This is a genomic window from Methylorubrum rhodesianum, assembly GCF_014199985.1.
Lineage (GTDB): Bacteria > Pseudomonadota > Alphaproteobacteria > Rhizobiales > Beijerinckiaceae > Methylobacterium > Methylobacterium rhodesianum.
The window spans coordinates 199,642-223,942 of the sequence record NZ_JACHOS010000003.1; the positions used below are offsets into that span (position 1 = coordinate 199,642).

14 protein-coding genes are annotated in these 24,301 nt (G+C 68.7%); 7 read left to right on the top strand and 7 right to left on the bottom strand.

The genetic code is table 11. From position 1 onward, the window contains the following. Positions 1–13: 13 nt before the first annotated feature. From bioB to HNR01_RS05620, 4 genes are read right to left on the bottom strand one after another with little or no spacing between them, the layout of a single operon-like run. The gene (bioB, locus tag HNR01_RS05605) at positions 14–1,027 is read right to left on the bottom strand and encodes a biotin synthase BioB (protein WP_183667050.1); all 1,014 of its coding nucleotides are present in this window, start codon (positions 1,025–1,027) and stop codon (positions 14–16) included. 42 nt (positions 1,028–1,069) lie between these two features. Then, a complete protein-coding gene (locus HNR01_RS05610; protein ID WP_183667051.1) occupies positions 1,070–2,284 on the bottom strand; it encodes a tetratricopeptide repeat protein in 1,215 nt (404 codons plus the stop codon). 9 nt (positions 2,285–2,293) lie between these two features. Continuing rightward, a complete protein-coding gene (locus HNR01_RS05615; protein WP_183667052.1) occupies positions 2,294–3,064 on the bottom strand; it encodes an alpha/beta fold hydrolase in 771 nt (256 codons plus the stop codon). A gap of 17 nt (positions 3,065–3,081) precedes the next feature. Further along, positions 3,082–3,966 (bottom strand): fumarylacetoacetate hydrolase family protein, encoded by an 885-nt coding sequence (locus tag HNR01_RS05620; protein ID WP_026105468.1) that lies wholly within the window; start codon positions 3,964–3,966, stop codon positions 3,082–3,084. A 298-nt stretch (positions 3,967–4,264) separates the two neighbouring features. Between HNR01_RS05620 and HNR01_RS05625 the strand changes: the two genes are divergently transcribed. After that, a complete protein-coding gene (locus HNR01_RS05625) occupies positions 4,265–5,590 on the top strand; it encodes an OmpP1/FadL family transporter (protein WP_183667053.1) in 1,326 nt (441 codons plus the stop codon). 76 nt (positions 5,591–5,666) lie between these two features. Here HNR01_RS05625 and HNR01_RS05630 read toward each other — a convergent pair whose 3' ends face one another. Continuing rightward, positions 5,667–6,497 carry a prephenate dehydrogenase/arogenate dehydrogenase family protein gene (locus tag HNR01_RS05630; RefSeq protein WP_183667054.1) on the bottom strand — a complete coding sequence of 277 codons (831 nt, stop codon included), beginning with the start codon at positions 6,495–6,497 and terminating at the stop codon, positions 5,667–5,669. Between the two features lie 505 nt (positions 6,498–7,002). On the opposite strand from HNR01_RS05630, the gene HNR01_RS05635 reads away from it, so the two are divergent. Next, positions 7,003–9,483 (top strand): bifunctional diguanylate cyclase/phosphodiesterase, encoded by a 2,481-nt coding sequence (locus HNR01_RS05635; protein ID WP_183667055.1) that lies wholly within the window; start codon positions 7,003–7,005, stop codon positions 9,481–9,483. A gap of 76 nt (positions 9,484–9,559) precedes the next feature. On the opposite strand, the gene HNR01_RS05640 is transcribed toward HNR01_RS05635, so the two are convergent. Then, positions 9,560–11,203, bottom strand: coding sequence for a B12-binding domain-containing radical SAM protein (locus HNR01_RS05640; RefSeq protein ID WP_183667056.1), 1,644 nt, complete (start codon positions 11,201–11,203; stop codon positions 9,560–9,562). Positions 11,204–11,974: 771 nt separating this feature from the next. On the opposite strand from HNR01_RS05640, the gene HNR01_RS05645 reads away from it, so the two are divergent. Beyond that, on the top strand, positions 11,975–13,519 hold the full coding sequence (locus HNR01_RS05645; protein ID WP_183667057.1) for a porin: 1,545 nt from the start codon (positions 11,975–11,977) through the stop codon (positions 13,517–13,519). A 57-nt stretch (positions 13,520–13,576) separates the two neighbouring features. Here the strand turns inward: HNR01_RS05645 and HNR01_RS05650 are convergent, their stop codons facing one another. After that, positions 13,577–13,726, bottom strand: coding sequence for a hypothetical protein (locus HNR01_RS05650; RefSeq protein WP_183667058.1), 150 nt, complete (start codon positions 13,724–13,726; stop codon positions 13,577–13,579). 777 nt (positions 13,727–14,503) lie between these two features. Between HNR01_RS05650 and rplJ the strand changes: the two genes are divergently transcribed. From rplJ to rpoC, 4 genes are all read left to right on the top strand, one after another. After that, positions 14,504–15,022 (top strand): 50S ribosomal protein L10, encoded by a 519-nt coding sequence (rplJ, locus tag HNR01_RS05655; RefSeq protein WP_012456200.1) that lies wholly within the window; start codon positions 14,504–14,506, stop codon positions 15,020–15,022. 57 nt (positions 15,023–15,079) lie between these two features. Then, positions 15,080–15,460: a 50S ribosomal protein L7/L12 gene (gene rplL, locus HNR01_RS05660; RefSeq protein WP_183667059.1), complete on the top strand. Its 381-nt coding sequence runs from the start codon at positions 15,080–15,082 to the stop codon at positions 15,458–15,460. A gap of 264 nt (positions 15,461–15,724) precedes the next feature. After that, entirely contained in the window at positions 15,725–19,855 is a 4,131-nt protein-coding gene (rpoB, locus tag HNR01_RS05665) for a DNA-directed RNA polymerase subunit beta (RefSeq protein ID WP_183667060.1), read from the top strand. Between the two features lie 178 nt (positions 19,856–20,033). Then, the gene (gene rpoC / locus HNR01_RS05670; RefSeq protein ID WP_017484142.1) at positions 20,034–24,245 is read left to right on the top strand and encodes a DNA-directed RNA polymerase subunit beta'; all 4,212 of its coding nucleotides are present in this window, start codon (positions 20,034–20,036) and stop codon (positions 24,243–24,245) included. The last annotated feature ends 56 nt before the right edge of the window (positions 24,246–24,301 follow it).

Sequence of the window (24,301 nt, forward strand, 5' to 3'; positions counted from 1 at the left end):
GGGCCGCTCCCGCCTACTCGGCCGCGGCGAGCGTCACCTCGGGCACCGGCACGCCGATGTCGCGCAGCAACTCGGCGTCGGCGTCGGCCTCGTTGTTGGCGGTGGTGAGCAGGCGCTCGCCGTAGAAGATCGAGTTGGCGCCGGCCAGGAAGCACAGGATCTGCGCCTCGCGGGTCAGGCTCTTGCGGCCGGCGCTGAGGCGCACCCGGGCCTTCGGCATGACGATGCGGGCGGTGGCGCACATCCGCACGAGGTCGAGCGGATCGATCGGCGGACGGTCCTCCAGCGGCGTGCCCTTGACGGCGACCAGCGCATTGATCGGCACGCTCTCCGGGTGCGGCGCGTGGTTGGCGAGCACCAGCAGCATCTCGGCCCGGTCGCGTACCCGCTCACCCATGCCGACGATGCCGCCGCAGCAGACGCCGATGCCGGCCTGCCGGACATGCTCCAGGGTCTGGAGCCGGTCGTCGTAGGTGCGGGTCGAGATGATGTCGCCGTAGAAGTCCGGGCCGGTGTCGAGGTTGTGGTTGTAGGAGGTGAGCCCGGCCTCCGCGAGGCGCTGCGCCTGGCTCTGGGTCAGCATGCCCAGCGTGACGCAGGCCTCCATGCCCAGCCCGCGCACGCCGCGCACCATCTCCAGCACCGCATCGAAGTCCGGCCCGTCCTTGGGCTTGCGCCACGCCGCGCCCATGCAGAAGCGATGCGCCCCGTTGGCCTTGGCGGCGGCGGCCTCCTTCAGCACGGCCTCGACCGGCATCAGCCGCTCGCGCGGCAGGTTGGCGCCCTTGTGATGGGCCGATTGCGGGCAGTAGGCGCAATCCTCGGGGCAGCCGCCGGTCTTGATCGACAGGAGCGCCGCCCGCTGGATGTCGGCGGGGTCGTTGTGCGCCCGGTGCACGACGCCCGCCCGGTGGACGAGATCGAGCAGCGGCATGTCGTGGATCGCCTGGATCTCGGCGAGCGTCCAGTCATGCCGGATGGGCGCCGGGGGCGCGGAGGGGGTGAGGAAGACCACGGAGTCGCTCATGTGTTTCTTTGAGAGCGAAGGCGCGGGAAAAATCAAGCCTGGCTATTCGAACGGCACCCCGGCCCGCCGCATCCCCTCCACGAACCGGTCCTTGCCGACGGACGGCCGATAGAGGCGCATGGCACGGGCGATCCGGTAGCTCGGTTCGAGCGCCATGAAGCGCGCGGCGGCGGCCTCTGCCTCCACCTGCCGGCCGAGCCAGGCGAGGCTGGCGGCGCGGACGCGGTGGGTGCTGGTCCAGCCCGGATCCTCGGCCATCGAGCGGTCGAGCCAGGCCAGGGCCTCCTCGTGCGCGCCCGCCATGCACAGGGCGAGCCCGAGGCCGGACTCGAAGCGGAAGGTGGTGGGGTCGAGCGGGCTCTGCCGCTTGGCCGCCCGGAAATGATCCGCGGCGAGTTCCGGCTCGCCGACGTAGCAGCGCACCCAGCCGCTGCGCTCGTAGGCGGCGGCGCTGTTGGGGTTGAGGACGAGCGAGCGGTCGAGCAGGTCGAGGGCCGCGTCGTAGTCCTGCGCCAGGAAGGCGAGGGTGTGCCCGGCCATCATCAGCACCGCCGGATCGCCGGCGTCCCGCTCCAGGGCGAGGCGGGCAAGCCGTGCGCCCTCGGCGCAGTCGGCGGCCGCATCGGCGCTCCAGCCCTGCACCACGAGGTTGGTGTAGCACTGCGCGAGCAGCGCGCAGGGCAGGGCGTGCTCCGGCACGAGGCGGCGGACCGCCTCGATCGAGGCGATGCGCAGGCGCACGCTCTCGGCGCTCGGCATGGCGTGGTTCGAGTAGGCCGACAGGAACGGCGCGTAGACGCCCGCATCGAGCGGCGGCTCCACCCGCTCCGGCGCGCCGCCGCGGGGGAGGCCGGGCGCCATCGCCGCCACCGTGCCGGCGACGATCCGGTTCCGCAGGACGTGGACGGCCCCCTCATCCTCGTCGAGATCCTGGCTCCAGACCGGCCGCTCGGCCGCCGTTCGGTGCAGCCGGGCCTGAACCCGCAGGCGCGTGCCCGCCCGCGACAGGGTCCCCGTGAGGATATGCGCGACCCCGAGCCGCCCGGCCGCCTCGTCCGGGGGCACGGCGCGGCCCTTGAAGGTGAAGGCGGAGTTGCGCGCGCTGACGAACAGGCCGGGGGTGCAGGCGAGCGCGTCGGTGACGTGCTCCGACAGTCCGTCGGCGAGCGCCTGCGTGTCGAAATCGCCCGCCGGATCCGCGAAGGGCAGCACGGCGACGGAGGGCCGGTCCGGCAGCGACAGGGAGGAGCGCGCCATGGCGGGAGGCTAGATCACGCCCCGCCGGCGCAGGATGGCCTCGAAGCCGGCCACGTCCTCGAGGAAGCCGAAATGACCGCCGGGCAGGGTGGCGACGTCGAGGCCGGCCGGCACGCCGCCGTGCTGCGCGTAGAGATCGTGCGAGAAGACGTCGGCCTCGCCGAAGACGAGGGTGAGGCGGCCTGCATGGGCCGCCAAGATTCCGCGCTGGTCGTCGTCGCCGAGGCTGGCCGAGACGCCGTGATAGACCGGCGGGACCAGGGCGAGGTCGAGATCCGGCAGGTCGGTCGGCCGGCCGCAATAGGCCGGCAGCAGGATCGCCATGATCGCCCGACCGGCCTCGGCATCGGTTCGCGCCATCAGCGGCGCGGCCCGACCCATCGCCTCGGGCGAGAGCCGGGCGAACAGGGCGGCGACGCCCGCGTCGCGCCCGGCGCGGGTCGGCGGGGCGGGATGGAGCAGCACGGCGCGGGCGATCCTGCCCGGCGGCAGACGGTCGAGGAGGGCCAGCGCGAGCCACGCTCCCCAGGAATGCGCGACGAGACTCACCGCGCCCTCCTCCGCCCGCTCGGCGACGAGGGTGGCGGCCGCGTCGAGCACGGTCTGGGCGGTGACGGGATCGGGCGGGGCGGAATCGCCGCATCCGGGCTGTTCGAAGAAGGCCCAGCCTTCGGCAAAACCCGCGCGCCGCAGCGGATCCGCGGCGTAGGCGACGGCCAGGCCGGGGCCGCCGCCGAGGAAGACGACCGGGCCGGGCCGGTCCTGCGGGGAGACGGTCATCGTCGGCGGGCGGCTCGTCAGTTCGTCGGCTCGCCGGCCGCGACCTTCGCGGTCCAGTCGTCGAAGGCCACGACCCGCTGGCGCTGCTCGCCCAGGCCGTCGATGCGCAGCACCATCTCGTCGTCGCTCTTGAGGTAGCGCGGCGGCTTCATGCCGAGGCCGACGCCCGGCGGGGTGCCGGTGGTGATGACGTCGCCGGGTTCCAGCATCATGAAGTGCGAGACGTAGGCGACGAGCTGGGCGACGTCGAAGATCATCGTCGCCGTCGAGCCCGTCTGCATCCGCTGACCGTTGAGGTCGAGGCTCATCGAGAGCTTCTTGAGGTCCGGGATCTCGTCGAGGGTGACGAGCCAGGGGCCGAGCGGGCCGAAGGTCGGGCAGCCCTTGCCCTTGGTCCAGGTGCCGCCGCGCTCCATCTGGAATTCGCGCTCGGACAGGTCGTTGCAGATGCAGACGCCCGCCACGTAGCGCAGGGCCTCGTTGGCGTGGACGTAGGAAGCGCGGGCACCGATCACCACGGCGAGCTCCACCTCCCAATCGGTCTTGGCCGAGGCCTTGGGCAGGATCACCGTGTCGTTGGGGCCGACGATGCAGGAGGGCGCCTTGTTGAAGATGATCGGCTCGGCCGGGATCGCGGCGCCGGTCTCGGCGGCATGGTCGGCGTAGTTCAGGCCGATCGCCACGAAGTTGCGGGTGCCGCCGACGCAGGGGCCGAGGCGGGTGCCGGGCGGCAGGAGCGGCAGGCTCTCGGGATCGATGCGCGCGAGGCGGTCGAGCGATTCCCGCGACAGGCCTGCTCCGGCGATGTCGCGCAGGGTGCCCGACAGGTCGCGCAAGCCGCCCTTCGCGTCCACGAGGCCCGGCTTCTCGTCACCGCTCGCTCCGTGCCGGATCAGCTTCATCGTCGGCGTCTCCATCCTGCTTGAGGCTCGCCCAGAGGGGCGGAACCATGGCCGCGGCCGGTCCAGGGTGCAAGCGGCGCCTCGAGCTCATGCTCGAGCGCGCCTCGGACCCGCGTCTGAGCCCACATCCTGGACCGTACCGTTCATACAGGGGCAGGGGCGCCCCGGTTCCGTGACATAAATTCCTCAATTGATATATAATTCTATTTTCGGTTTTCCTCCTCTGGACCGGACGCGTGCGATCCTCTTCCATCACGGATGGGACTTGGGTCTGCAAGAAACGCTTCGGAGAACAAGAATGACTGGGGGGACGATCCGCGCGCTCGGGCTCGCGGGGGCCGTCGCGGCCGCTTCGGTGGCGGGCGCAACGGGAGCGCAGGCCGGTGCCTTCGGCCTGCGCGAGCAGAGTGCGCAGGGACTGGGCGTCGCCTTCGCGGGCGCGGCCTCGGGCGGGGCGGGCGTCTCGTCGATCTTCTGGAACCCGGCGACCGTGACGATGCGGCCGGGCTTCGCCAGCGAGCAGAGCCTGAGCTTCATCAATCTCTCGGGTGAGATCACGCCGACGGTGGGCACCGCGCCGGGCCTTCTGCCCTTCGGCTCCTCCGGCGAGGTCGGCCAGGGCGCCGTGGTGCCCTCGGGGGCGACCTCCTACCAGCTCACCGACCGGCTCTGGATCGGCATCCAGACCGGGGCGCCGTACGGCCTCGTCACCAAGCCGCGCCAGGATTGGGCGGGCTCGGTCTATGCCCGTTCCTCGCGGATCTTCTCGCTGGCCTTCAACCCGGTGGTCGGCTTCAAGGTGAACGACTGGCTCTCCGTCGCCGCCGGCCCGAGCATCGAGTATTTCCGCCTGACCCTGCGCGCGGCCGTGCCGGTGCCCGGCACCTTCCCCGGCCTCTACCCGTCGGGCTTCGTCAAGGGCGAGTCCTGGGGCGTCGGCTTCACCGCCGGTGTCCTGGTCACCCCCGCCGCCGGTACGACGATCGGCGTCGGCTACCGCTCCTCGGTCCACCACGACATCGAGGGCTCGATCGGCTTCCCCGATCCGCGGCAGGCGCTCGCCCTGGGGCAGGTGCGGGCCAACCTCAACACGCCCGAGAAGGTCAGCGTCGGCCTGACCCAGGCGATCAATCCGGTCACCCGGATCAATCTCGGCTTCGAGTGGGACAACTGGTCGAGGCTCGGCAACGTCGGCATCGTGTCGAGGACGCTCGGCGTGCCGGTGAACAACCTGCCGCTCAACTTCAAGGACTCGTTCTTCTACTCGATCGGTGCCGAGTACGACTGGTCGCCGAACCTGACCCTGCGGGCCGGCTTCGGCTACGACAACGTGCCGATCGACGTCACGAACCGCTCGGCGCGCCTGCCCGACAGCGACCGCTACGTCGTCTCGATCGGCGGCAGCTATCGCTGGAGCGAGAAGGTGCTGCTGACGGCGAGCTACGCCCACGCCTTCTTCGACCGCGGCCTTCTCCTGGCGGGCCCCGGCCGCGACTACAACATCGGCAACATCCCGCTCGCCGCCTCGACCGACGTCAGCGCCGACGTCGTGTCGGTCGGCTTCCGCTACCAGTGGGACGCCCCCGCCGCCGTCGCCCCGGCCCCGCTTGTGCGCAAGTACTGATCGCCTGATCCTCGCGGCATCCTTGCGGCCCGCCCGGCACCAGACCTGAAACGGTCCGGCGCCGGGCGGGCCGTTTCTACGAGGCGAGCCGGTCCGGCCCTGCGTGAACCGGTTCTGCGGAAAACTCCGCCTCTGCGGAGAGTTCGGCGTCGAGCCGGCGCGCCAGCGCGAAGAAGCGCTGCCGCACCGCCGCCGCGTGCGGGTTCGCGCGCTCGATGGCGTGGAACACCTCGGGCGCGTCGTGCCGCACCATGCCGACCGCCTGCATCAGCAGGTCGAAGCTGCGCGTCGTCATCCGCGTCGGCAGCGGCTCCATCGCCACCAGCACCTTGGCGATGAGGTGGGTCAGCCCCTGAACCGAGGCCATGGCCCGATCGTGCGCCTCCGGCGTCGTCAGGATGACGTCGAGGCCGAGCCCGCGCCGCAGGAAGGCCGCCGCCCTCAAGGCCCGCCGTCCGCGGAGCGGGCAGACGGCGATCTTGAGGCCCCGGATGCCGTCGGCGCTCTCTCCGGCGCTCTGCGGCCCGAACAGCGGATGGGTCGCCAGGATCTCGACATCGACCGGCAATTCCGCCTGCAGGATCGCGGCCGGTCCCGTCTTCACCGACCCGACATCGACCACCAGCGTGCCCGGCCGCAGATGCGGGGCCAGGCCGCGCACCGCCTCGGCGAGACTCGCCACCGGCGTGGCGAGGATCACCAAGGGGCAGTCCGCCGCAGCCGCAAGATCGGCGGCGACCGCGTGCGGTCCCGCATCGGCGGCGAGGCGCGCCGCGAGCGTCGCGGCGGGCAGGTACGGGTCGTGGACCGTCAGCCCGGCATGCGGGGCGAGATGGCGGGCGATCAGGCGTCCGAAGGCGCCGAAGCCGACGCGCGGACGAGAGGGAAATGGCGGCGGAGCAGACACGGGGTGACCTCGGAAGGGGGCGAGGCCGGCGGTCCGTTGCGGGATGTCTTTCCACGATCCTCAGGCCGCCGACGACGCAGCGGCTGAAGACATGACGAGTCCGGGGCCGCTTAGGGGAGCGGCGCGCGATACGATCCGGAGAGGAGGAGGAGGCCCGTCATGATGGCGCGCCTCTAGACAGGGGGCGCTCCAGCGTCAAGATCCTGCGGCACGGACCGGCCGTGCGCCCGAATGCGTTCAGGGCGGTTCCCGCCGGCTCGCCCAGGACGACCGGCCATCGTCCGGAAGCGGAGCGTGCCGTCTCTGATCCCGAGTCCAGGAGGAGGCTCTAACGCAGAGATTGTGCTGCGGAATACGGGCCATCCAAAGCGTTATGAAAGACAACCTACGTTTATTTTTACTGATTTGCGGCCATGCGAATGTGAAAACTGAAAATAGTTCTAGAAACGGCGCCTTAAGAGGCAGGGCCTAAACCGGATTTGGGTTGTCGGGCTTGCCATCCATCATGTTCAAAATCATTGCCTGTGTCACGCAACAGCATGATCTCGGCCTTGTTGCCATCTCAGCGGGTATTTGCCTGCTCGGCTGCTTCTCGACGGTGACCCTGATGGCCGAGGCCGAGCAGGCCGAGCGCCGTGCCCTACTCCCCTGGCTGCTCGCGGCGGCGGCGGTGTTCGGCTGCAGCGTCTGGTCGCTCCACTTCGTCGCGATGCTGGCCTTCCATCCCGGCGGGCAGGCGGCCTACGACCTCCTGCCTACGGCGGCCTCGATCGCGATCGCGGTGGCGGGAGCCCTGGTCGCCCTGCTGATCCGGGCCCAGGCGGGCCACGTCCCGCTCAAGGTGGCCGCGGCCGGCGTGGCTCTGGCCGCGGCGATCGCGGGGATGCACTACACGGGCGTGGGCGCGATGGCGGCGAGCAGCGTGCTCGTGTTCGAGGGCGCCTATGTCCACGCCTCGCTCGGCCTCTGCGCGGCCCTGGCGGTGATCGCCCTCGCCCGCGCCGGCGACCTTACCGGACTCGGCCGCCGGATCGAGGTCACGCTCTGGCTGGCGCTGGCGATCTGCGGGTTGCACTTCACCGGTATGACGGCGCTCACGCTCGCTCCCGTCGCCATGCAGGAGGAGGGCGGGTCGGCCCTCGGCTCGACGCAGCTCGGCCTCGCGGTCGGGCTCGTGAGCCTCGTCGTCCTCGCTGCCGGCCTCGCCGCCCTGCTGATGCAGCGGCACCTGATGCGCCGCCGCATGGACGAGCTGAGCCGCATGCGGCTGCTCGGCAACCTCGCCCACGAGGTGCTGCTCATCCACCGCAGCGGCCGGGTGGTCGAGATCAACCAGGCGGGCCTGCGCCTGTTCGAGACCACCACGGGGGAGATCGTCGGCCGGCCGGTGCTGGACCTGTTCAGCGAGGCCGACGCGCCGGCCGTGATGCGGCGCAGCCGCTGCCGCCCGGAGGATCTGCGCCCGGAGGAGTTCGAGATCCGCACGGCGAGCGGCCTCCTCGTGCCGGTGGAGCTCTCCTGCCGCCCCATCGAGTATCTCGGCCGGCCGGCCACGGCGGTGGCCCTGCGCGATCTCAGCCAGCGCCGCCGCGACGAGGCGCGGATCCGCCACCTCGCCCTGCACGACGCCCTCACCGACCTGCCCAACCGCACCCTTCTGGAGGAGCGCCTGACCCTCGCCCTGGAGAATGCGGCCGAGAACGGGACGAGCGTGGCGCTGGTCTATCTCGACCTCGACCGCTTCAAGCCGGTCAACGATTTCCACGGCCACGCCGCGGGGGATGCCCTGCTCGTGCAGGCGGCCAAGCGCATGCTGGCCGAGCTGCGTCCGACCGACACGCTCGCGCGGATCGGCGGCGACGAGTTCGTGATCGTCCTGGCCCATACCCGCACTCTCGCGCAGGTCGCCGAGACCGCGGAGCGGCTGGTCGCGGCGCTCGGTCGCGCGTTCCAGATCGAGGGCCGGATCGAGGACGGCAGCCGGGGCCGGAGTGAAACCCTGCGCATCGAGATCGGCGCCTCGGCGGGCATCGCCCTGTATCCCAGCGACGGGAGCACGTCCGAGAGCCTGAAGCGCGCCGCCGACACCGCCCTGTACCGGGTCAAGGACGAGGGGCGCGGCACGGTGCGCTTCTTCGAGGCCGCGATGGACGAGCAGCTCCAGGCGCGCCGCCGGATCGAGCACGAGCTGAGCGGCGCGATCCCGCGCGGCGAGCTGCAGCTCTACTACCAGCCGATCGTCAACGGCCGCACCGGCGAGATCGAAACCTTCGAGGCGCTGATCCGCTGGCACCATCCGGAGCGGGGCTGCGTGTCGCCGGCCGAGTTCATCCCGCTGGCCGAGCAGACCGACCAGATCGCGCGGATCGGCGCCTGGGTGCTCGACACCGCCTGCGCCGCCGCCGCCGCGTGGTCCCATCCCTGGCGGGTCTCGGTCAACGTCTCGCCCAAGCAGTTCCGTCAGCCGGGCTTCGCCGCCGGCGTGGCGGCGGTGCTCGGCCGCCACGGGCTTCCGCCGGGGCGGCTGGTCCTGGAGATCACCGAGGGCGTGTTCATCCAGGACGCGGCGATGGCGGTGGAGGTGCTGACCGCCTTGCGCACCCTCGGCGTGCGCCTCGCGCTCGACGATTTCGGAACGGGCTACTCGTCCTTGAGCTACCTGCAGCGGTTCAAGTTCGACAAGATCAAGGTCGATCAGTCCTTCGTGCGCCGTCTCGGACAGCACGCGGACTCGCTGACGATCGTGCGCGCGATCACCCATCTCGGGCACAATCTCGGCCTTCAGGTCACGGTCGAGGGTGTGGAGACGCAAGAGCAGCTCGCCGTGCTGCGCGAACTCGGCTGCGACCAGATGCAGGGCTATCTGTTCGCCCGGCCGACGCCGATGACGGATCCGATGACGACGCCGATAGCGGGATCCCCGGATCTGGAGCGGGCGCGGCTGCGCTCCCTGTTCGACGGGCCGCAGGCCAAGGCCTACGCCTGACGGCGGGGCCTCGGCCGGAGGGGCGGACGGAGCGCCGCCCCCTCGCTCCATCCGGCGCCGTCGGAACCCGGACGGGTCAGGCCGCCTCGCGCTCCGGGGCGAGGCGGCGCCGGGCGTTCTCCCACCAGCTGCGCTGGCGCTGCGCCTCGGCCTCCGCCGCCTTGGCGGCGTAGAACGACGCGTTGTGCTCGCCCCGCAGCGCCTCGCGGGTGAAGCGGATCAGGTGGTGGGCGACGAAGCCCATGTTGAACACCGCCTCGATCTGGCCACGCTTCAGGGCGTGACCGGCCGCGCGCCAGAACGGCCGGCGGTAGTCGGAGAGAAGACCCACCCGGGTGATGATGTTGAAGCCGAGGATCAGCCCGCGGCGCAGGTTGGTGAAGGTGAGCTTGCCCTTCGTCGGCGTGACGATGCGGTTGCCGTAGGTCACGTCGCACTGGTGCTTGAAGCGCTCGAACAGGTGCTCGGGCGCGTAGGCGTGAGCGATGGCGCGCCGCCAGGAGTTCACCACGGTGTCGTGGGGGCGCTTGAACAGCACGTTCGATTCGAGCGCCGCGTCATGGACGAGGCGGCCCTCCCGCTCCAGCCGGTCCCAGAGCGGGGTCTTGGGCAGCGCCTGGAGCAGGTTGATCGTCAGCACGGGGATGCCGGAGCGATCGATGAAGTCGATCAGGTTCTGCTCGGACTGGTCGGTGTCGGAGTCGAGGCCGAGAATGATCCCGGAGGTGACCTCCAATCCGTAGGAATTGAGCGTCTGGATCGCCTCGTACATCGGCACGGCGGCGTTGTGGGTCTTGTCGATCCCTTTCAGCGCGTCCGCTTCCGGCGTCTCGATGCCGACGAACACCGTCATGAAGTTGGCCTGCCGCATCAGCTCGAGGATTTCGGGCTGCTTGGCCATGTTGAGCGTCGCCTCGCAGGCGAACTGGAGCGGATAGTTGTTCCGCTTCTGCCACTCCACGAGGTGGGGCAGCATCTCGCGGGTGGCCTTGCGGTTGCCGATGAAGTTGTCGTCGACGAAGTAGACCACCGCCGGATGGCCCGGCTGGCTGATGATCGCGTCGAGTTCGGCGCACATCTGCTCCGGGCTCTTCAGCCGCGGCTGGCGCCCGTAGAGCTGCGGGATGTCGCAGAACTCGCAGCGATAGGGGCAGCCCGACGAGAATTGCAGGGAGCCGATCAGGTAGCGCTTGAGCGGCACGGCCTCGTAGGCCGGGGCGGGGAAATCGCCGAGTGCCAGCCGGTCCTTGGTGTCGAGCACCACCTGCGCCGCCGGCCGCGCGAGGTCGCGGTCGAGGATCTCGATGAGGCGGTCGGTGGCGTCGCCGATCTCGCCGACATGGAGATAGTCGAAATCCGGGTACTTCTCCGGCGCGCCCGAGACCGAGGGGCCGCCGAGAACCGCGACCTTGCCGGCCTCGTGCGCCCGCCGGCCGATGTCGTGGATCTGACCCTCCTGGATGTGCATGCCCGACACGAACACCGCGTCGGCCCAGGCGAAGTCCTGCAGCGAGGCCGGCCGGATGTTCTCATCGACGAAGCGGCACTCCCAGGTCTCGGGCATGTAGGCCGCGATCACCAGGAGCCCCTGGGGCGGCATGAACGCCTTCACGCCGCCCATGAGCGGGTAGGCGTGGGAGAACGTGCCGAAGGACGGCGTGTAGGCGGGGAAGACGCACAGGATGCGCCGGCGGGACGAGACGGGGAGGGTGCAACGCATGGCAGCCAATCTAGCACAGCGAGGTGGTTTGGCGTCCCCTCTTTGGCGCGACTCGTAATTCAAATCGCGGTGGGAGGGCGATCCCGGCCGGATCCGGTCCGATTCCGGGAACCCGCGAAGGCCGGTGCGGCGTGCCCCGGCAGAGGGCCGGCCGCGTGGCGGATCGGCGACGCCCGGCGGACGGATCCGAGGACGACGACCGGATCGGCGGCGCGCCGGAACGAAAGCCGCGGCATGCGGCTGGCGCATAGGCCTCCGCCGATCCGGCGGGGCGTGTTTCCACGGGGGAGGGGCCCGCAGATCCTTCACCCATCCCGCGCCCGCCCCTCGCACCAAGGGCTTCGGACGATCGGGGAGTGAGCAGGCGCCGTACGGATGGGTAAGCGTAATTGTTCAATAAACCAGATTCAGACGTCACTTTTATGACGATAAATACTTCAGATTTTTCCGGATTAAAGAGGGGTCGCGAGCGTTATTGAAGTAAAGAGCGGAGATATCGCAGCTATATTATTCTATAATACTTTTCATCCTCAGGCCGCGATGCTATCGGCCAAGCCTGGGTGCCGGCGCACCGGGATCGCTAAACGACTGAGCTGACTAAAGACTTTGCCGGTCGTCGCGGGTTCCGCGACGTCTTGCATCGCAGCGGCTTCGTTCGCCGATCCAGGCCCGCTCCGTGCCCGAATGCGCACAACCGGTGGCTGAGCGCGCTCCAGCACAACACGGCGAACGGCATCACGCCGGCCTGGAGCGCGACAAGGGGTTCGAGAAATGAAACGACGCCTTCTGACCGCACTGCTCTTGTCGGGCGCCCTGGCGCTCCCCGCGGCTCGCGCTCAAGCGCAGACGGTTGCGGAGCTTCAGCGCCAGATCAATGAGCTCAAGGCGATGATCCGGGCGCAGGCTGAGGCGAAGGAGCCGGGAAGGGCGCGGCGCGGCGGTCCGGTCGCCGCCCGGGACCTTGCGCGGCCGGCCAGTGCCCGCACCACCGATGCCGGCACCTTTCCGGCGGCGGGCCGGCCGGTCGAGTCGGCGGTCGCACAGCCGGCGGCGCCCGCCCCGGTGCCGCACCGCTTCGCCCTCGACGAGCCGGAGACGTGGTACGACGCGCTGGTGCCGCCGGCGCCGCAGCTGCTCGCGGACGGGCCGAACCACGGCGCCCGGCCGAAGACGTGGTTCGAACGGCTGTCGCTGCGCGGCTACACGCAGCTGCGCTGGAACGAGTTCCTGTCCGGCGACGACACCGCGCCGGCGGGCCGTTCGCGGCTGCGCTCCGTCCACGACAGCGGCATCTCGGATCGCAACAACTTCACCTTCCGGCGCGTGCGCCTCGTGCTGCAGGGCGACATCCACGAGCGGGTGTTCATCTACCTGCAGCCCGATTTCGCGGTGAACGTGTCCAACCAGTCGGGTCCCGAGGGGCGCCAGCACTACACCCAGCTGCGCGACGCCTACGCCGACGTGTTCCTCGACGACGAGCGCCGGACCAAGCTGCGCTTCGGCCAGCAGAAGGTGCCCTACGGCTGGGAGAACCTGCAATCCTCGCAGAACCGCCTGACCCTCGACCGTTCCGACGCGATCAACAGCGGCGTGCCCGGTGAGCGCGATATCGGCATCTCCTTCTACTACACGCCCTGGCACGTGCAGCGGATCTGGGACCGGCTCGCCAAGGGCGGCCAGAAGCTGTTCGGCAATTACGGCGCCTTCGGCCTCGGCATCTACAACGGCCAGACCATCAACCGGATCGAGGCCAACGAGGACCTGATGACGGTCATGATGGTGACCTGGCCGTTCGAGCTCGACGGGCTCGGGGAGGCGTTCCGGGGGCAGGTGCTGGAGGTCGGCGGCTCGGCCTACCGCAACCGGTTCCGGCCCGAGCTCGGCAGCCCCGGTCTCGGAAACGGCTACGACGACGAGCGCGTCGGCCTGCACGCGATCCTGTACCCGCAGCCCTTCGGCCTCCAGGCGGAGTGGAACTGGGGCCGCGGCCCCGAATACGATCCCGTCACCCGGGCGATCCAGACCAAGCCGCTGCAGGGCGGCTACGTCCAGGCGATGTACCGGGTCGACCACTCGCCGGTCGGTCCGTTCATGCCCTATGCCCGCTGGCAGACCTACGACGGCGGCTGGAAGGTGGGGACGAGCGCGCCGCGGCTCGACACCGACGAGTTCGAGCTCGGCGTCGAGTTCCAGCCGATCAAGGCGGTCGAGCTGACGCTCGCCTACGCCAACATGAACCGGCGCGAGGCCAGCATCAGCCGCTTCGGCCGGGCCAAGGGCGATCTTTTCCGCGCCCAGCTGCAGATCAACTACTGATACGCGGCGACGGATTGCCGTCGGGTCTCGGGCGGGGATCCCGAGGCCGCCTCCGGCTCAGGCCTCGGGCCGCTTCGACAGCAGTGAGGCCCGGCCCGCGCCCTTGCCCCCCTCGGCGTCCGGGTTGCGCAGCTCGCGCATCCCGGGCAGGTGGCCGTCCAGAACGAAGACGAGCACCACCACCGCCAGCAACACCTTCGAGGCCATCGCCCGAGACTTTCCCTGCCTTTTGTGCGCTGCGGTGTAAGGCCGCTGCGGCCGGGTGCGGGATGCGCTGGCGCACACGGATCCCCCGGCGCGGCAGGGCCCGGGCGAACAGAGTCAACATCGGGTAAAAGCCGGGCCGAGACCGGTCTCGACGCGCGCCCCGGCGTTCGGGAGATGGCGATGCCGGGCCGGGGGCGGCTTCGCCGGTGACGCGTCCGCGCGGCTCCCGAGATGCTTGCCAGCCGACTTGCCAGCCGACTTGCCGGCCCACTTGCAGACCCATTTGCCTGCGCGCTTGCCTGCGACGGAAAAGTCGCGTTGCGGGACTTGGCAGGGAGCTTGCACGCCGCTATAGACCGCGCTCCACGAATTCACCCATTGGAAGGGATCGGCCAATCGGTCGGTTTCCATTCGAGATGCCGCCCGGGCGACCGGGTGGTGATGGCCGGAAGGGACTTGGAGCAGCCGCTCCGAGCGCCGTTTCCGGCTATGTCCTGTCCGAGACTGCAGGCGCCGGGCGACCGGCTTAATCGGAGACAGCCTGCACAGACGGGGAAGACCGAATTTTTGACACCTCGCTTCGGGGCCGGCAGGCACCGGGGGGAGGCATCGGTTTGAACCAATCTCACCCGCGAGGGGCCGCTTCGGCGCTTCAAGGGGACAGGGCCGTGAGACGTCGCCCGGGCGACGGTTCCGGCTTCTCAGCCGAGTTCCGTTCCGGGCGGCAAGTGCAACCGGCGGGCCTGTCTCAGGTTCCGCCAACCGGAGAGAGCACCAGTGGACCGGACAGCTAAAGCTGATCTCGTCTCGACGCTCAACGGCGTGTTCACCACGAACGCCGTCGTCGTCGTGGCCCACTACAAGGGCCTCACGGTCGCCGACATGCAGAAGCTGCGCTCGCAGATGAAGCAGGCCGGCGCCACCGTGAAGGTCGCCAAGAACCGGCTCGCCAGCATCGCTCTCGATGGCACGGACGTCGCCTCCATCAAGCCCCTCCTGAAGGGCCCGACCCTGCTCGCCTATTCGAGCGACCCGGTCGCGGCCGCCAAGGTTGCGGTGGACTTCGCCAAGACGAACGACAAGCTCGTGATTCTCGGCGGCGCCATGGGAACGACTGCCCTGAACCCGGACGGCGTGAAGGCACTCGCCACGCTCCCGTCCCTCGACGAACTGCGCGCCAAGCTCGTGGGCCTCATCCAGGCTCCCGCGACCAAGGTCGCCCAGGTCGTCAACGCGCCGGCGGCCAAGCTCGCCCGCGTGTTCGGGGCCTATGCCAAGAAGGACGAAGCGGCCTGAGCCGTTCGCCCCTAGCGAAACCATCCGTTCAAACCGATATACGCAAGGAACATTCACATGGCTGATCTCGCCAAGATCGTCGACGACCTCTCCTCGCTGACCGTTCTCGAGGCCGCTGAGCTCGCCAAGCTCCTCGAGGAGAAGTGGGGCGTCTCGGCCGCTGCTGCCGTCGCCGTTGCCGGCCCGGCCGCTGGCGGTGGCGCCGCCGCCCCGGCTGCCGAGGAGCAGACCGAGTTCACGATCGTCCTGGCCTCGGCCGGCGACAAGAAGATCGAGGTCATCAAGGAGGTCCGCGCGATCACCGGCCTCGGCCTCAAGGAAGCCAAGGACCTCGTCGAGGGCGCCCCGAAGCCGGTCAAGGAGTCGGTGGCCAAGGAAGAGGCCGAGAAGATCAAGGCCCAGCTCGAGAAGGCCGGCGCCAAGGTCGAGCTCAAGTAATCCGTCGATGGGCCCTGACCGGCCCATCGCATCCGGCGCATTCCCCTCGGGGATGCGCCGGCCAGACGCCCGCGGGCTCCGGCTCGCGGGCTAACGCCGCTTCGGGCGGCCGTCGTTCCCCGCGGGCGGGAGCGCGCGGCGAACGGAAGACGAATTCGGTTCGGGTGGGCTGATCGTCCGGCGGGGCGGCCCTTCTTGGTCCGGTGACGGGAGGCGTTTCGCCTTCCCCGGGCACCCTACGCTGAGGTGGTGGAGCGAGGTCTCATGGCCAATACGCTGGTCGGTCGCAAGCGCATTCGCAAGTTCTTCGGGAAGATCCGGGAAGTCGCCGAGATGCCGAACCTCATCGAGGTTCAGAAGGCGTCCTACGACCAGTTCCTGATGGTGGACGAGCCGGAAGGCGGGCGCGCCGACGAGGGGCTGCAGAGCGTCTTCAAGTCGGTCTTCCCGATCTCCGATTTCGCCTCGACGGCGCTCCTGGAGTTCGTGCGCTACACCTTCGAGCAGCCGAAATACGACGTCGACGAGTGCCGCCAGCGCGGCATCACCTTCGCGGCCCCGCTCAAGGTGACGCTGCGCCTGATCGTGTTCGACGTGGATCCCGACACCGGCGCCAAGTCGGTCAAGGACATCAAGGAGCAGGACGTCTACATGGGCGACATGCCGCTCATGACGGACAACGGCACCTTCATCGTCAACGGCACCGAGCGCGTCATCGTCTCGCAGATGCACCGCTCGCCGGGCGTGTTCTTCGACCACGACAAGAGCAAGACGCACTCCTCCGGCAAGCTGCTGTTCGCCGCCCGCATCATCCCGTATCGCGGCTCCTGGCTCGACGTCGAGTTCGACGCCAAGGACATCGTGCACGTGCGCATCGACCGCAAGCGCAAGCTGCCGGTCACCTCGCTGCTGTTCGCGCTCGGCCTCGACGGTGAAGAAATCCTCTCGACCTTCTACAACCGCGTCTCCTACGAGCGGGACGGGGCGGATTGGCGCGTGCCGTTCGACGCCGAGCGGCTGAAGGGCTTCAAGGCCTCCGTCGACCTCATCGACGCCGATTCCGGCGAGGTGGTGCTGGAAGCCGGCAAGAAGCTCAACGCCCGCAACGCGCGCCTCATCGCCGAGAAGGGCACCAAGTTCCTCAAGGCGACCGACGAGGACCTCGTCGGCCAGTACATCGCCGAGGACCTCGTCAACGTGAACACCGGCGAGATCTGGGCCGAGGCCGGCGACGAGATCTCCGAGAAGCTCCTCAAGAGCCTCGACGAGGTCGGCGTCACCGAGATCCCGGTGCTCGACATCGACCACGTCAATGTCGGTCCCTACATCCGCAACACCCTCGCCGTGGACAAGAATTCCGGCCGCGAGGGCGCGCTGTTCGACATCTACCGCGTCATGCGTCCCGGCGAGCCGCCGACGCTCGACACCGCGGAGGCGATGTTCCACTCGCTGTTCTTCGACGCCGAGCGCTACGATCTCTCCGCGGTCGGCCGCGTGAAGATGAACATGCGCCTCGACCTCGACGCCGCCGACACCGTGCGCACGCTGCGCCGCGAGGACATGCTCGCGGTCGTCAAGGCGCTCGTCGACCTGCGCGACGGCAAGGGCGAGATCGACGACATCGACCACCTCGGCAACCGCCGGGTCCGCTCGGTCGGCGAGCTGATGGAGAACCAGTACCGTCTGGGCCTCCTGCGGATGGAGCGCGCCATCAAGGAGCGCATGTCCTCGGTCGATATCGACACGGTGATGCCGCAGGACCTCATCAACGCGAAGCCCGCCGCGGCGGCCGTGCGCGAGTTCTTCGGCTCGTCGCAGCTCTCGCAGTTCATGGACCAGACCAACCCGCTCTCGGAAGTGACGCACAAGCGCCGCCTCTCGGCGCTCGGCCCGGGCGGTCTGACCCGCGAGCGCGCCGGCTTCGAGGTGCGCGACGTGCACCCGACCCATTACGGCCGCATCTGCCCGATCGAGACGCCGGAAGGCCCGAATATCGGCCTGATCAACTCGCTGGCGACGTTTGCCCGCGTGAACAAGTACGGCTTCATCGAGACGCCGTTCCGCCGGGTGAAGGACGGCGTGGTGACCGACGAGGTCGCCTACCTCTCCGCCATGGAGGAGGCGAAGTACTACGTCGCCCAGGCCAATGCCGGCATGGACGAGAACCGCAAGCTGACGGACGACCTCGTCGTCTGCCGCCGCGCGGGTGAGGTCATCGTGGTCGCCCCCGACCGCGTCGATCTCATGGACGTGAGCCCGAAGCAGCTCGTCTCGGTCGCCGCGGCGCTGATCCCGTTCCTCGAGAACGACGACGCCAACCGCGCGCTGATGGGCTCGAACATGCAGCGCCAGGCGGTGCCGCTGGTTCGCGCCGACGCGCCCTTCGTCGGCACCGGCATGGAGGCCGTGGTCGCCCGCGATTCCGGCGCCGCCATCGCCGCCCGTCGCTCCGGCATCGTCGATCAGGTGGACGCCACCCGTATCGTCATCCGCGCCACGGAAGAGACCGACCCGACCAAGCCCGGCGTCGACATCTACCGCCTGCAGAAGTTCCAGCGCTCCAACCAGTCGACCTGCATCACGCAGAAGCCGCTGGTGCGCGTCGGCGAGCCGGTGAAGAAGGGCGAGATCATCGCCGATGGGCCGTCCACGGAGTTCGGCGAGCTGGCGCTCGGCCGCAACGTGCTCGTCGCGTTCATGCCCTGGAACGGCTACAACTTCGAGGACTCGATCCTGCTCTCCGAGCGGATCGTGAAGGATGACGTGTTCACCTCGATCCATATCGAGGAATTCGAGGTGATGGCCCGCGACACCAAGCTGGGTCCGGAGGAGATCACCCGCGACATCCCGAACGTCTCGGAGGAGGCGCTCAAGAACCTCGACGAGGCCGGCATTGTCTATATCGGCGCCGAGGTTCATGCCGGCGACATCCTCGTCGGCAAGATCACGCCGAAGGGCGAGAGCCCGATGACGCCGGAGGAGAAGCTCCTGCGCGCCATCTTCGGCGAGAAGGCGTCCGACGTGCGCGACACCTCGCTTCGGGTTCCCCCGGGCGTGACCGGCACGATCGTCGAGGTCCGGGTGTTCAACCGCCACGGCGTCGACAAGGACGAGCGCGCCCAGGCGATCGAGCGCGAGGAGATCGAGCGTCTCGCCAAGGACCGCGACGACGAGCAGACCATCCTCGACCGCAACACCTATGCGCGTCTCGCCGAGGTTCTGATCGGCCAGTCGCCGATCGCCGGACCGAAGGGCTTCCGCAAGGACACCACGCTGACCCGCGAGATCATCAGCGAGTATCCCCGCTCGCAATGGTGGCAGTTCGCCGTCGTCGACGACCGTCTGATGACGGAGATCGAGGCGATGCAGAAGCAGTACGACGAGTCGAAGAAGCGCCTCGAGCAGCGCTTCCTCGACAAGGTCGAGAAGCTGCAGCGCGGCGACGAGCTTCCGCCCGGCGTCATGAAGATGGTCAAGGTCTTCGTGGCGGTGAAGCGCAAGATCCAGCCCGGCGACAAGATGGCCGGCCGCCACGGCAACAAGGGTGTCGTGTCGCGCATCGTGCCGATCGAGGACATGCCGTTCCTCGAGGATGGCACGCATGCCGACATCGTGCTCAACCCGCTCGGCGTGCCCTCGCGCATGAACGTCGGTCAGATCCTCGAGACCCACCTCGGCTGGGCGGCTGCGGGCTTGGGTCGCAAGGTCTCGAAGGCGGTCGATGCCTATCTGAAGACGCAGGACATCGGCCCGCTGAAGGAGGAGATGAAGGCGATCTACTCCCCCGCCGAGCTGGAAGGCCTGTCGGACGAGGATCTGGCGGAGGCCGGCAACAACGTCCGCCGCGGCGTGCCGATGGCGACCCCGGTGTTCAACGGCGCCAAGGAAGCCGACATCGAGACGATGCTGGAGATGGCCGGGCTCGACCGCTCGGCGCAGTCGACGCTCTACGACGGGCGGACCGGCGAGCCCTTCGACCGCAAGGTCACCATGGGCTACATCTACATGCTGAAGCTGCACCACCTCGTGGACGACAAGATCCACGCGCGCTCGATCGGCCCGTACTCGCTCGTCACCCAGCAGCCCCTGGGCGGCAAGGCGCAGTTCGGCGGCCAGCGCTTCGGTGAGATGGAGGTCTGGGCGCTGGAGGCCTACGGTGCGGCCTACACGCTGCAGGAGATGCTCACGGTGAAGTCGGACGACGTGGCCGGCCGCACCAAGGTCTACGAGGCGATCGTCCGCGGCGACGACACCTTCGAGGCCGGCATCCCCGAATCCTTCAACGTGCTCGTCAAGGAGATGCGCTCGCTCGGCCTCAACGTCGAGCTGACGAACTCCAAGCAGCAGCAGGCGGCCAACGACCAGATCGAGCCGCCGGCCGACGCCGCCGAGTAACGACCGGTATCACCTCCCGCGGCGGCGCCTTTCCCGAGGCGCCGCCGCGGTCGAGCGGGAAGGGGCGGGGCCTTCCGACGACCCACGACGGCCAGCGGCGCTCCGGCAGAGCGCGGCGCCATGAGGATGAAGCCGGGACGGCCCAGGCGCGGGGCAGCCGGCGAGCAAGGAGCGGATCATGAACCAAGAGGTCATGAACCTTTTCAATCAGCAGGCCCAGCCGCAGAGCTTCGACCAGATCAAGATCTCGATCTCGTCGCCGGAAAAAATTCTCTCGTGGTCCTACGGCGAGATCAAGAAGCCGGAGACGATCAACTACCGCACCTTCAAGCCCGAGCGTGACGGCCTGTTCTGCGCGCGCATCTTCGGGCCGATCAAGGACTACGAGTGCTTGTGCGGCAAGTACAAGCGCATGAAGTACAAGGGCGTCATCTGCGAGAAGTGCGGCGTCGAGGTCACCCTCGCGCGCGTCCGGCGCGACCGCATGGGCCATATCGAGCTGGCGGCGCCCGTCGCCCACATCTGGTTCCTGAAGTCGCTGCCCTCGCGCATCGGCCTGCTGCTCGACATGGCGCTCAAGGACCTTGAGCGGATCCTGTACTTCGAATCCTACGTCGTCATCGAGCCGGGCCTCACCCCCCTCAAGGAGCGTCAGCTCCTGTCGGAGGAGGAGTACCTGCGCGCGCAGGAGGAGTACGGCGAGGATTCGTTCACGGCGATGATCGGCGCCGAGGCGATCCGGCGTATCCTGCAGGAACTCGACCTCGAAGGCATCGCGACCTCGCTCAAGGAGGAGATCGCGACGACGACCTCCGAGCTGAAGCCGAAGAAGCTGATGAAGCGCCTCAAGATCATCGAGGCGTTCCAGCTCTCCGGCAACCGCCCCGAGTGGATGATCCTAACGGTTGTGCCCGTCATCCCGCCGGACCTGCGCCCCCTGGTCCCGCTGGATGGTGGCCGCTTCGCCACCTCCGACCTCAACGACCTCTATCGCCGCGTCATCAACCGCAACAACCGCCTCAAGCGGCTGATCGAGCTGCGCGCGCCGGATATCATCATCCGCAACGAGAAGCGCATGCTTCAGGAAGCGGTGGATGCGCTGTTCGACAACGGCCGCCGCGGCCGCGTCATCACGGGTGCCAACAAGCGCCCGCTGAAGTCGCTCGCCGACATGCTGAAGGGCAAGCAGGGCCGGTTCCGCCAGAACCTGCTCGGCAAGCGCGTCGACTACTCGGGCCGCTCGGTCATCGTGGTTGGTCCCGAGCTGAAGCTGCACCAGTGCGGCCTGCCGAAGAAGATGGCGCTGGAGCTGTTCAAGCCGTTCATCTACGCGCGCCTCGACGCCAAGGGTTTCTCCGCGACCGTCAAGCAGGCGAAGAAACTCGTCGAGAAGGAGAAGCCCGAAGTTTGGGATATCCTCGATGAGGTCATCCGCGAGCATCCCGTGATGCTCAACCGCGCGCCGACGCTGCACCGCCTCGGAATCCAGGCCTTCGAGCCGAAGCTGATCGAGGGCAAGGCGATCCAGCTCCACCCGCTGGTCTGCGCCGCGTTCAACGCCGACTTCGACGGCGACCAGATGGCCGTGCACGTCCCCCTGAGCCTCGAGGCTCAGCTGGAAGCGCGCGTCCTGATGATGTCGACCAACAACATCCTGCACCCGGCCAACGGTCAGCCGATCATCGTGCCGTCGCAGGACATCGTCCTCGGCCTCTACTACCTCTCGATCGTCGCCGACGGCGCGGTCGGCGAGCACAAGGCCGACGACAAGAACAACCCGATGCAGGGTGTGTTCGGCGATATCGGTCAGCTCGAGCACGCGCTCGCGGCCAAGACCGTCTCGCTGCACTCGAAGATCAAGTGGCGCTGGCGCGGCCTCGGGCCGGACGGCGAGCCCGTGTCGAAGATCTACGACACGACGCCCGGCCGCGTGATCCTGTCCGGCGTGCTGCCGCTGCACCCGAAGGTGCCCTTCGACGTCGTCAACAAGCTGATGACCAAGAAGGAAATCTCGGCGATGATCGACACCGTCTACCGCCACTGCGGTCAGAAGGAGTCGGTGATCTTCTGCGACCGCATCATGGCGCTCGGCTTCAGCCACGCCTTCCGCGCCGGCATCTCGTTCGGCAAGGACGACATGGTCGTGCCGGAGAACAAGTGGTCGATCGTCGACGACACCCGCGCGCTCGTGAAGGATTACGAGCAGCAGTACAACGACGGCCTGATCACCCAGGGCGAGAAGTACAACAAGGTCGTCGATGCCTGGGCCAAGTGCTCGGACAAGCTCGCCGCCGAGATGATGGGCCGGATCTCCGCCGTCCAGAAGGACGACAAGGGAGCCGACAAGCAGGTCAACTCGATCTACATGATGAGCCACTCGGGCGCCCGTGGTTCGCCCGCGCAGATGAAGCAGCTCGCGGCGATGCGCGGCCTCATGGCCAAGCCGTCGGGCGAGATCATCGAGACCCCGATCATCTCGAACTTCAAGGAAGGCCTCGACGTTCTCGAGTACTTCAACTCCACCCACGGCGCCCGTAAGGGCCTCGCGGACACGGCGCTGAAGACCGCGAACTCGGGCTACCTGACCCGCCGCCTCGTCGACGTGGCGCAGGATGCCGTCATCCGCGAGACGGATTGCGGCACGACGAACGGCATCAAGATGCGCGCCATCATCGATGCCGGCCAGGTCGTCGCCCCGCTCGCCATCCGCATCCTGGGCCGCGCCACAGCCGAGGATCTGGTGGCCCAGGACGGGACCGTCATCGTCAAGACCGGCGAGACGATCGAGGAGAAGCATCTGCCGGCGATCAACGCCGCCGGCATCCAGGAGGTGAAGATCCGCTCGGTGCTGGTCTGCCAGACCAAGAGCGGCGTCTGCGCCACCTGCTACGGGCGCGACCTCGCCCGCGGCACGCCCGTCAACATGGGCGAGGCTGTCGGCGTCATCGCGGCGCAGTCGATCGGCGAGCCGGGCACCCAGCTCACCATGCGCACCTTCCACATCGGCGGCGCGGCGCAGATCGCGGACTCCTCCTTCATCGAGTCGAGCTTCGAGGGCACGATCCGGATCCGCAACCGGTCGCTGGCCAAGAACTCGGACGGCGACCTCATCGCCACCGGCCGCTCGGTCGCGGTGGTGATCGTCGGGCCGGACGGCACCGAGCGGGCGGTCCACCGCCTGCAGTACGGCGCCAAGGTTCGCGTGGACGAGGGCGACACGATCAAGCGCGGGCAGCGGATCGCCGAGTGGGATCCCTATACCCGTCCGATCGTCGCCGAGGTGGACGGCATCGTCGGCTACGAGGATCTCTACGATGGCCAGTCCATCACGGAGACCACCGACGAGTCGACCGGTATCGCCAAGCGCGTCGTCATCGACTGGCGCGGCTCGGCCCGCACCTCCGACCTGAAGCCGGCCATGCTCGTGCTGGATCAGGACGGCAAGCCGGTGAAGCTCGCCCGCGGCTCGGATGCCCGCTACTTCCTGCCGGTCGATGCCATCATCGGTCTCGATCCGGGGGCGAAGGTGAAGGCCGGCGACGTGCTGGCCCGCGTCTCGACGGAGTCCGCCAAGACCCGCGACATCACCGGCGGTCTGCCGCGGGTGGCGGAGCTGTTCGAGGCGCGTCGTCCGAAGGACGCGGCGATCATCGCCGAGAAGTCGGGCACGATCGCCTTCGGCCGCGACTACAAGAACAAGCGTCGCCTGACGCTGACGCCGCACGACGGTTCGGAGGCGGTCGAGTACCTGATCCCCAAGGGCAAGCACATCCACTTGCAGGACGGGGACGTGGTGGAACTCGGCGACTACATTGTCGACGGCAATCCGGCGCCGCACGACATCCTGGCGATCAAGGGCGTGGAGGAGCTTGCCGCCTACCTCGTCAACGAGATCCAAGAGGTCTACCGGCTCCAGGGCGTGTCGATCAACGACAAGCACATCGAGGTCATCGTCCGGCAGATGCTGCAGAAGGTGGAGATCACCGACGGCGGCGATTCGGACATCCTCACGGGCGACCAGATCGACCGGACGGAGCTCGCCGAGTACAACGAGAAGCTGCTCGCCGAGGGCAAGAAGCCGATCCAGGGCGTTCCGGTCCTGCTCGGCATCACCAAGGCGTCGCTGCAGACCAAGTCGTTCATCTCGGCCGCTTCGTTCCAGGAGACCACCCGCGTCCTCACCGAGGCCGCGGTCAACGGCAAGGTCGACACCCTGGAAGGGCTGAAGGAGAACGTCATCGTCGGCTCGCTGATCCCGGCCGGCACCGGCTCGCTCGCGGCGGATATCCGCTCGATCGCGCGCCGCCGCGACAGCCTGATCCTGCAGCAGCGCTCCGCCGAGAACGCGGCCAACGCCGCCGAACTCAGCGAACTGCCCGCGGCCGAGTAAGGCCTCCGGCGACGATCGCCCGTCCGCGGTTCACGGACGGGGGAAGGTGGACGAGA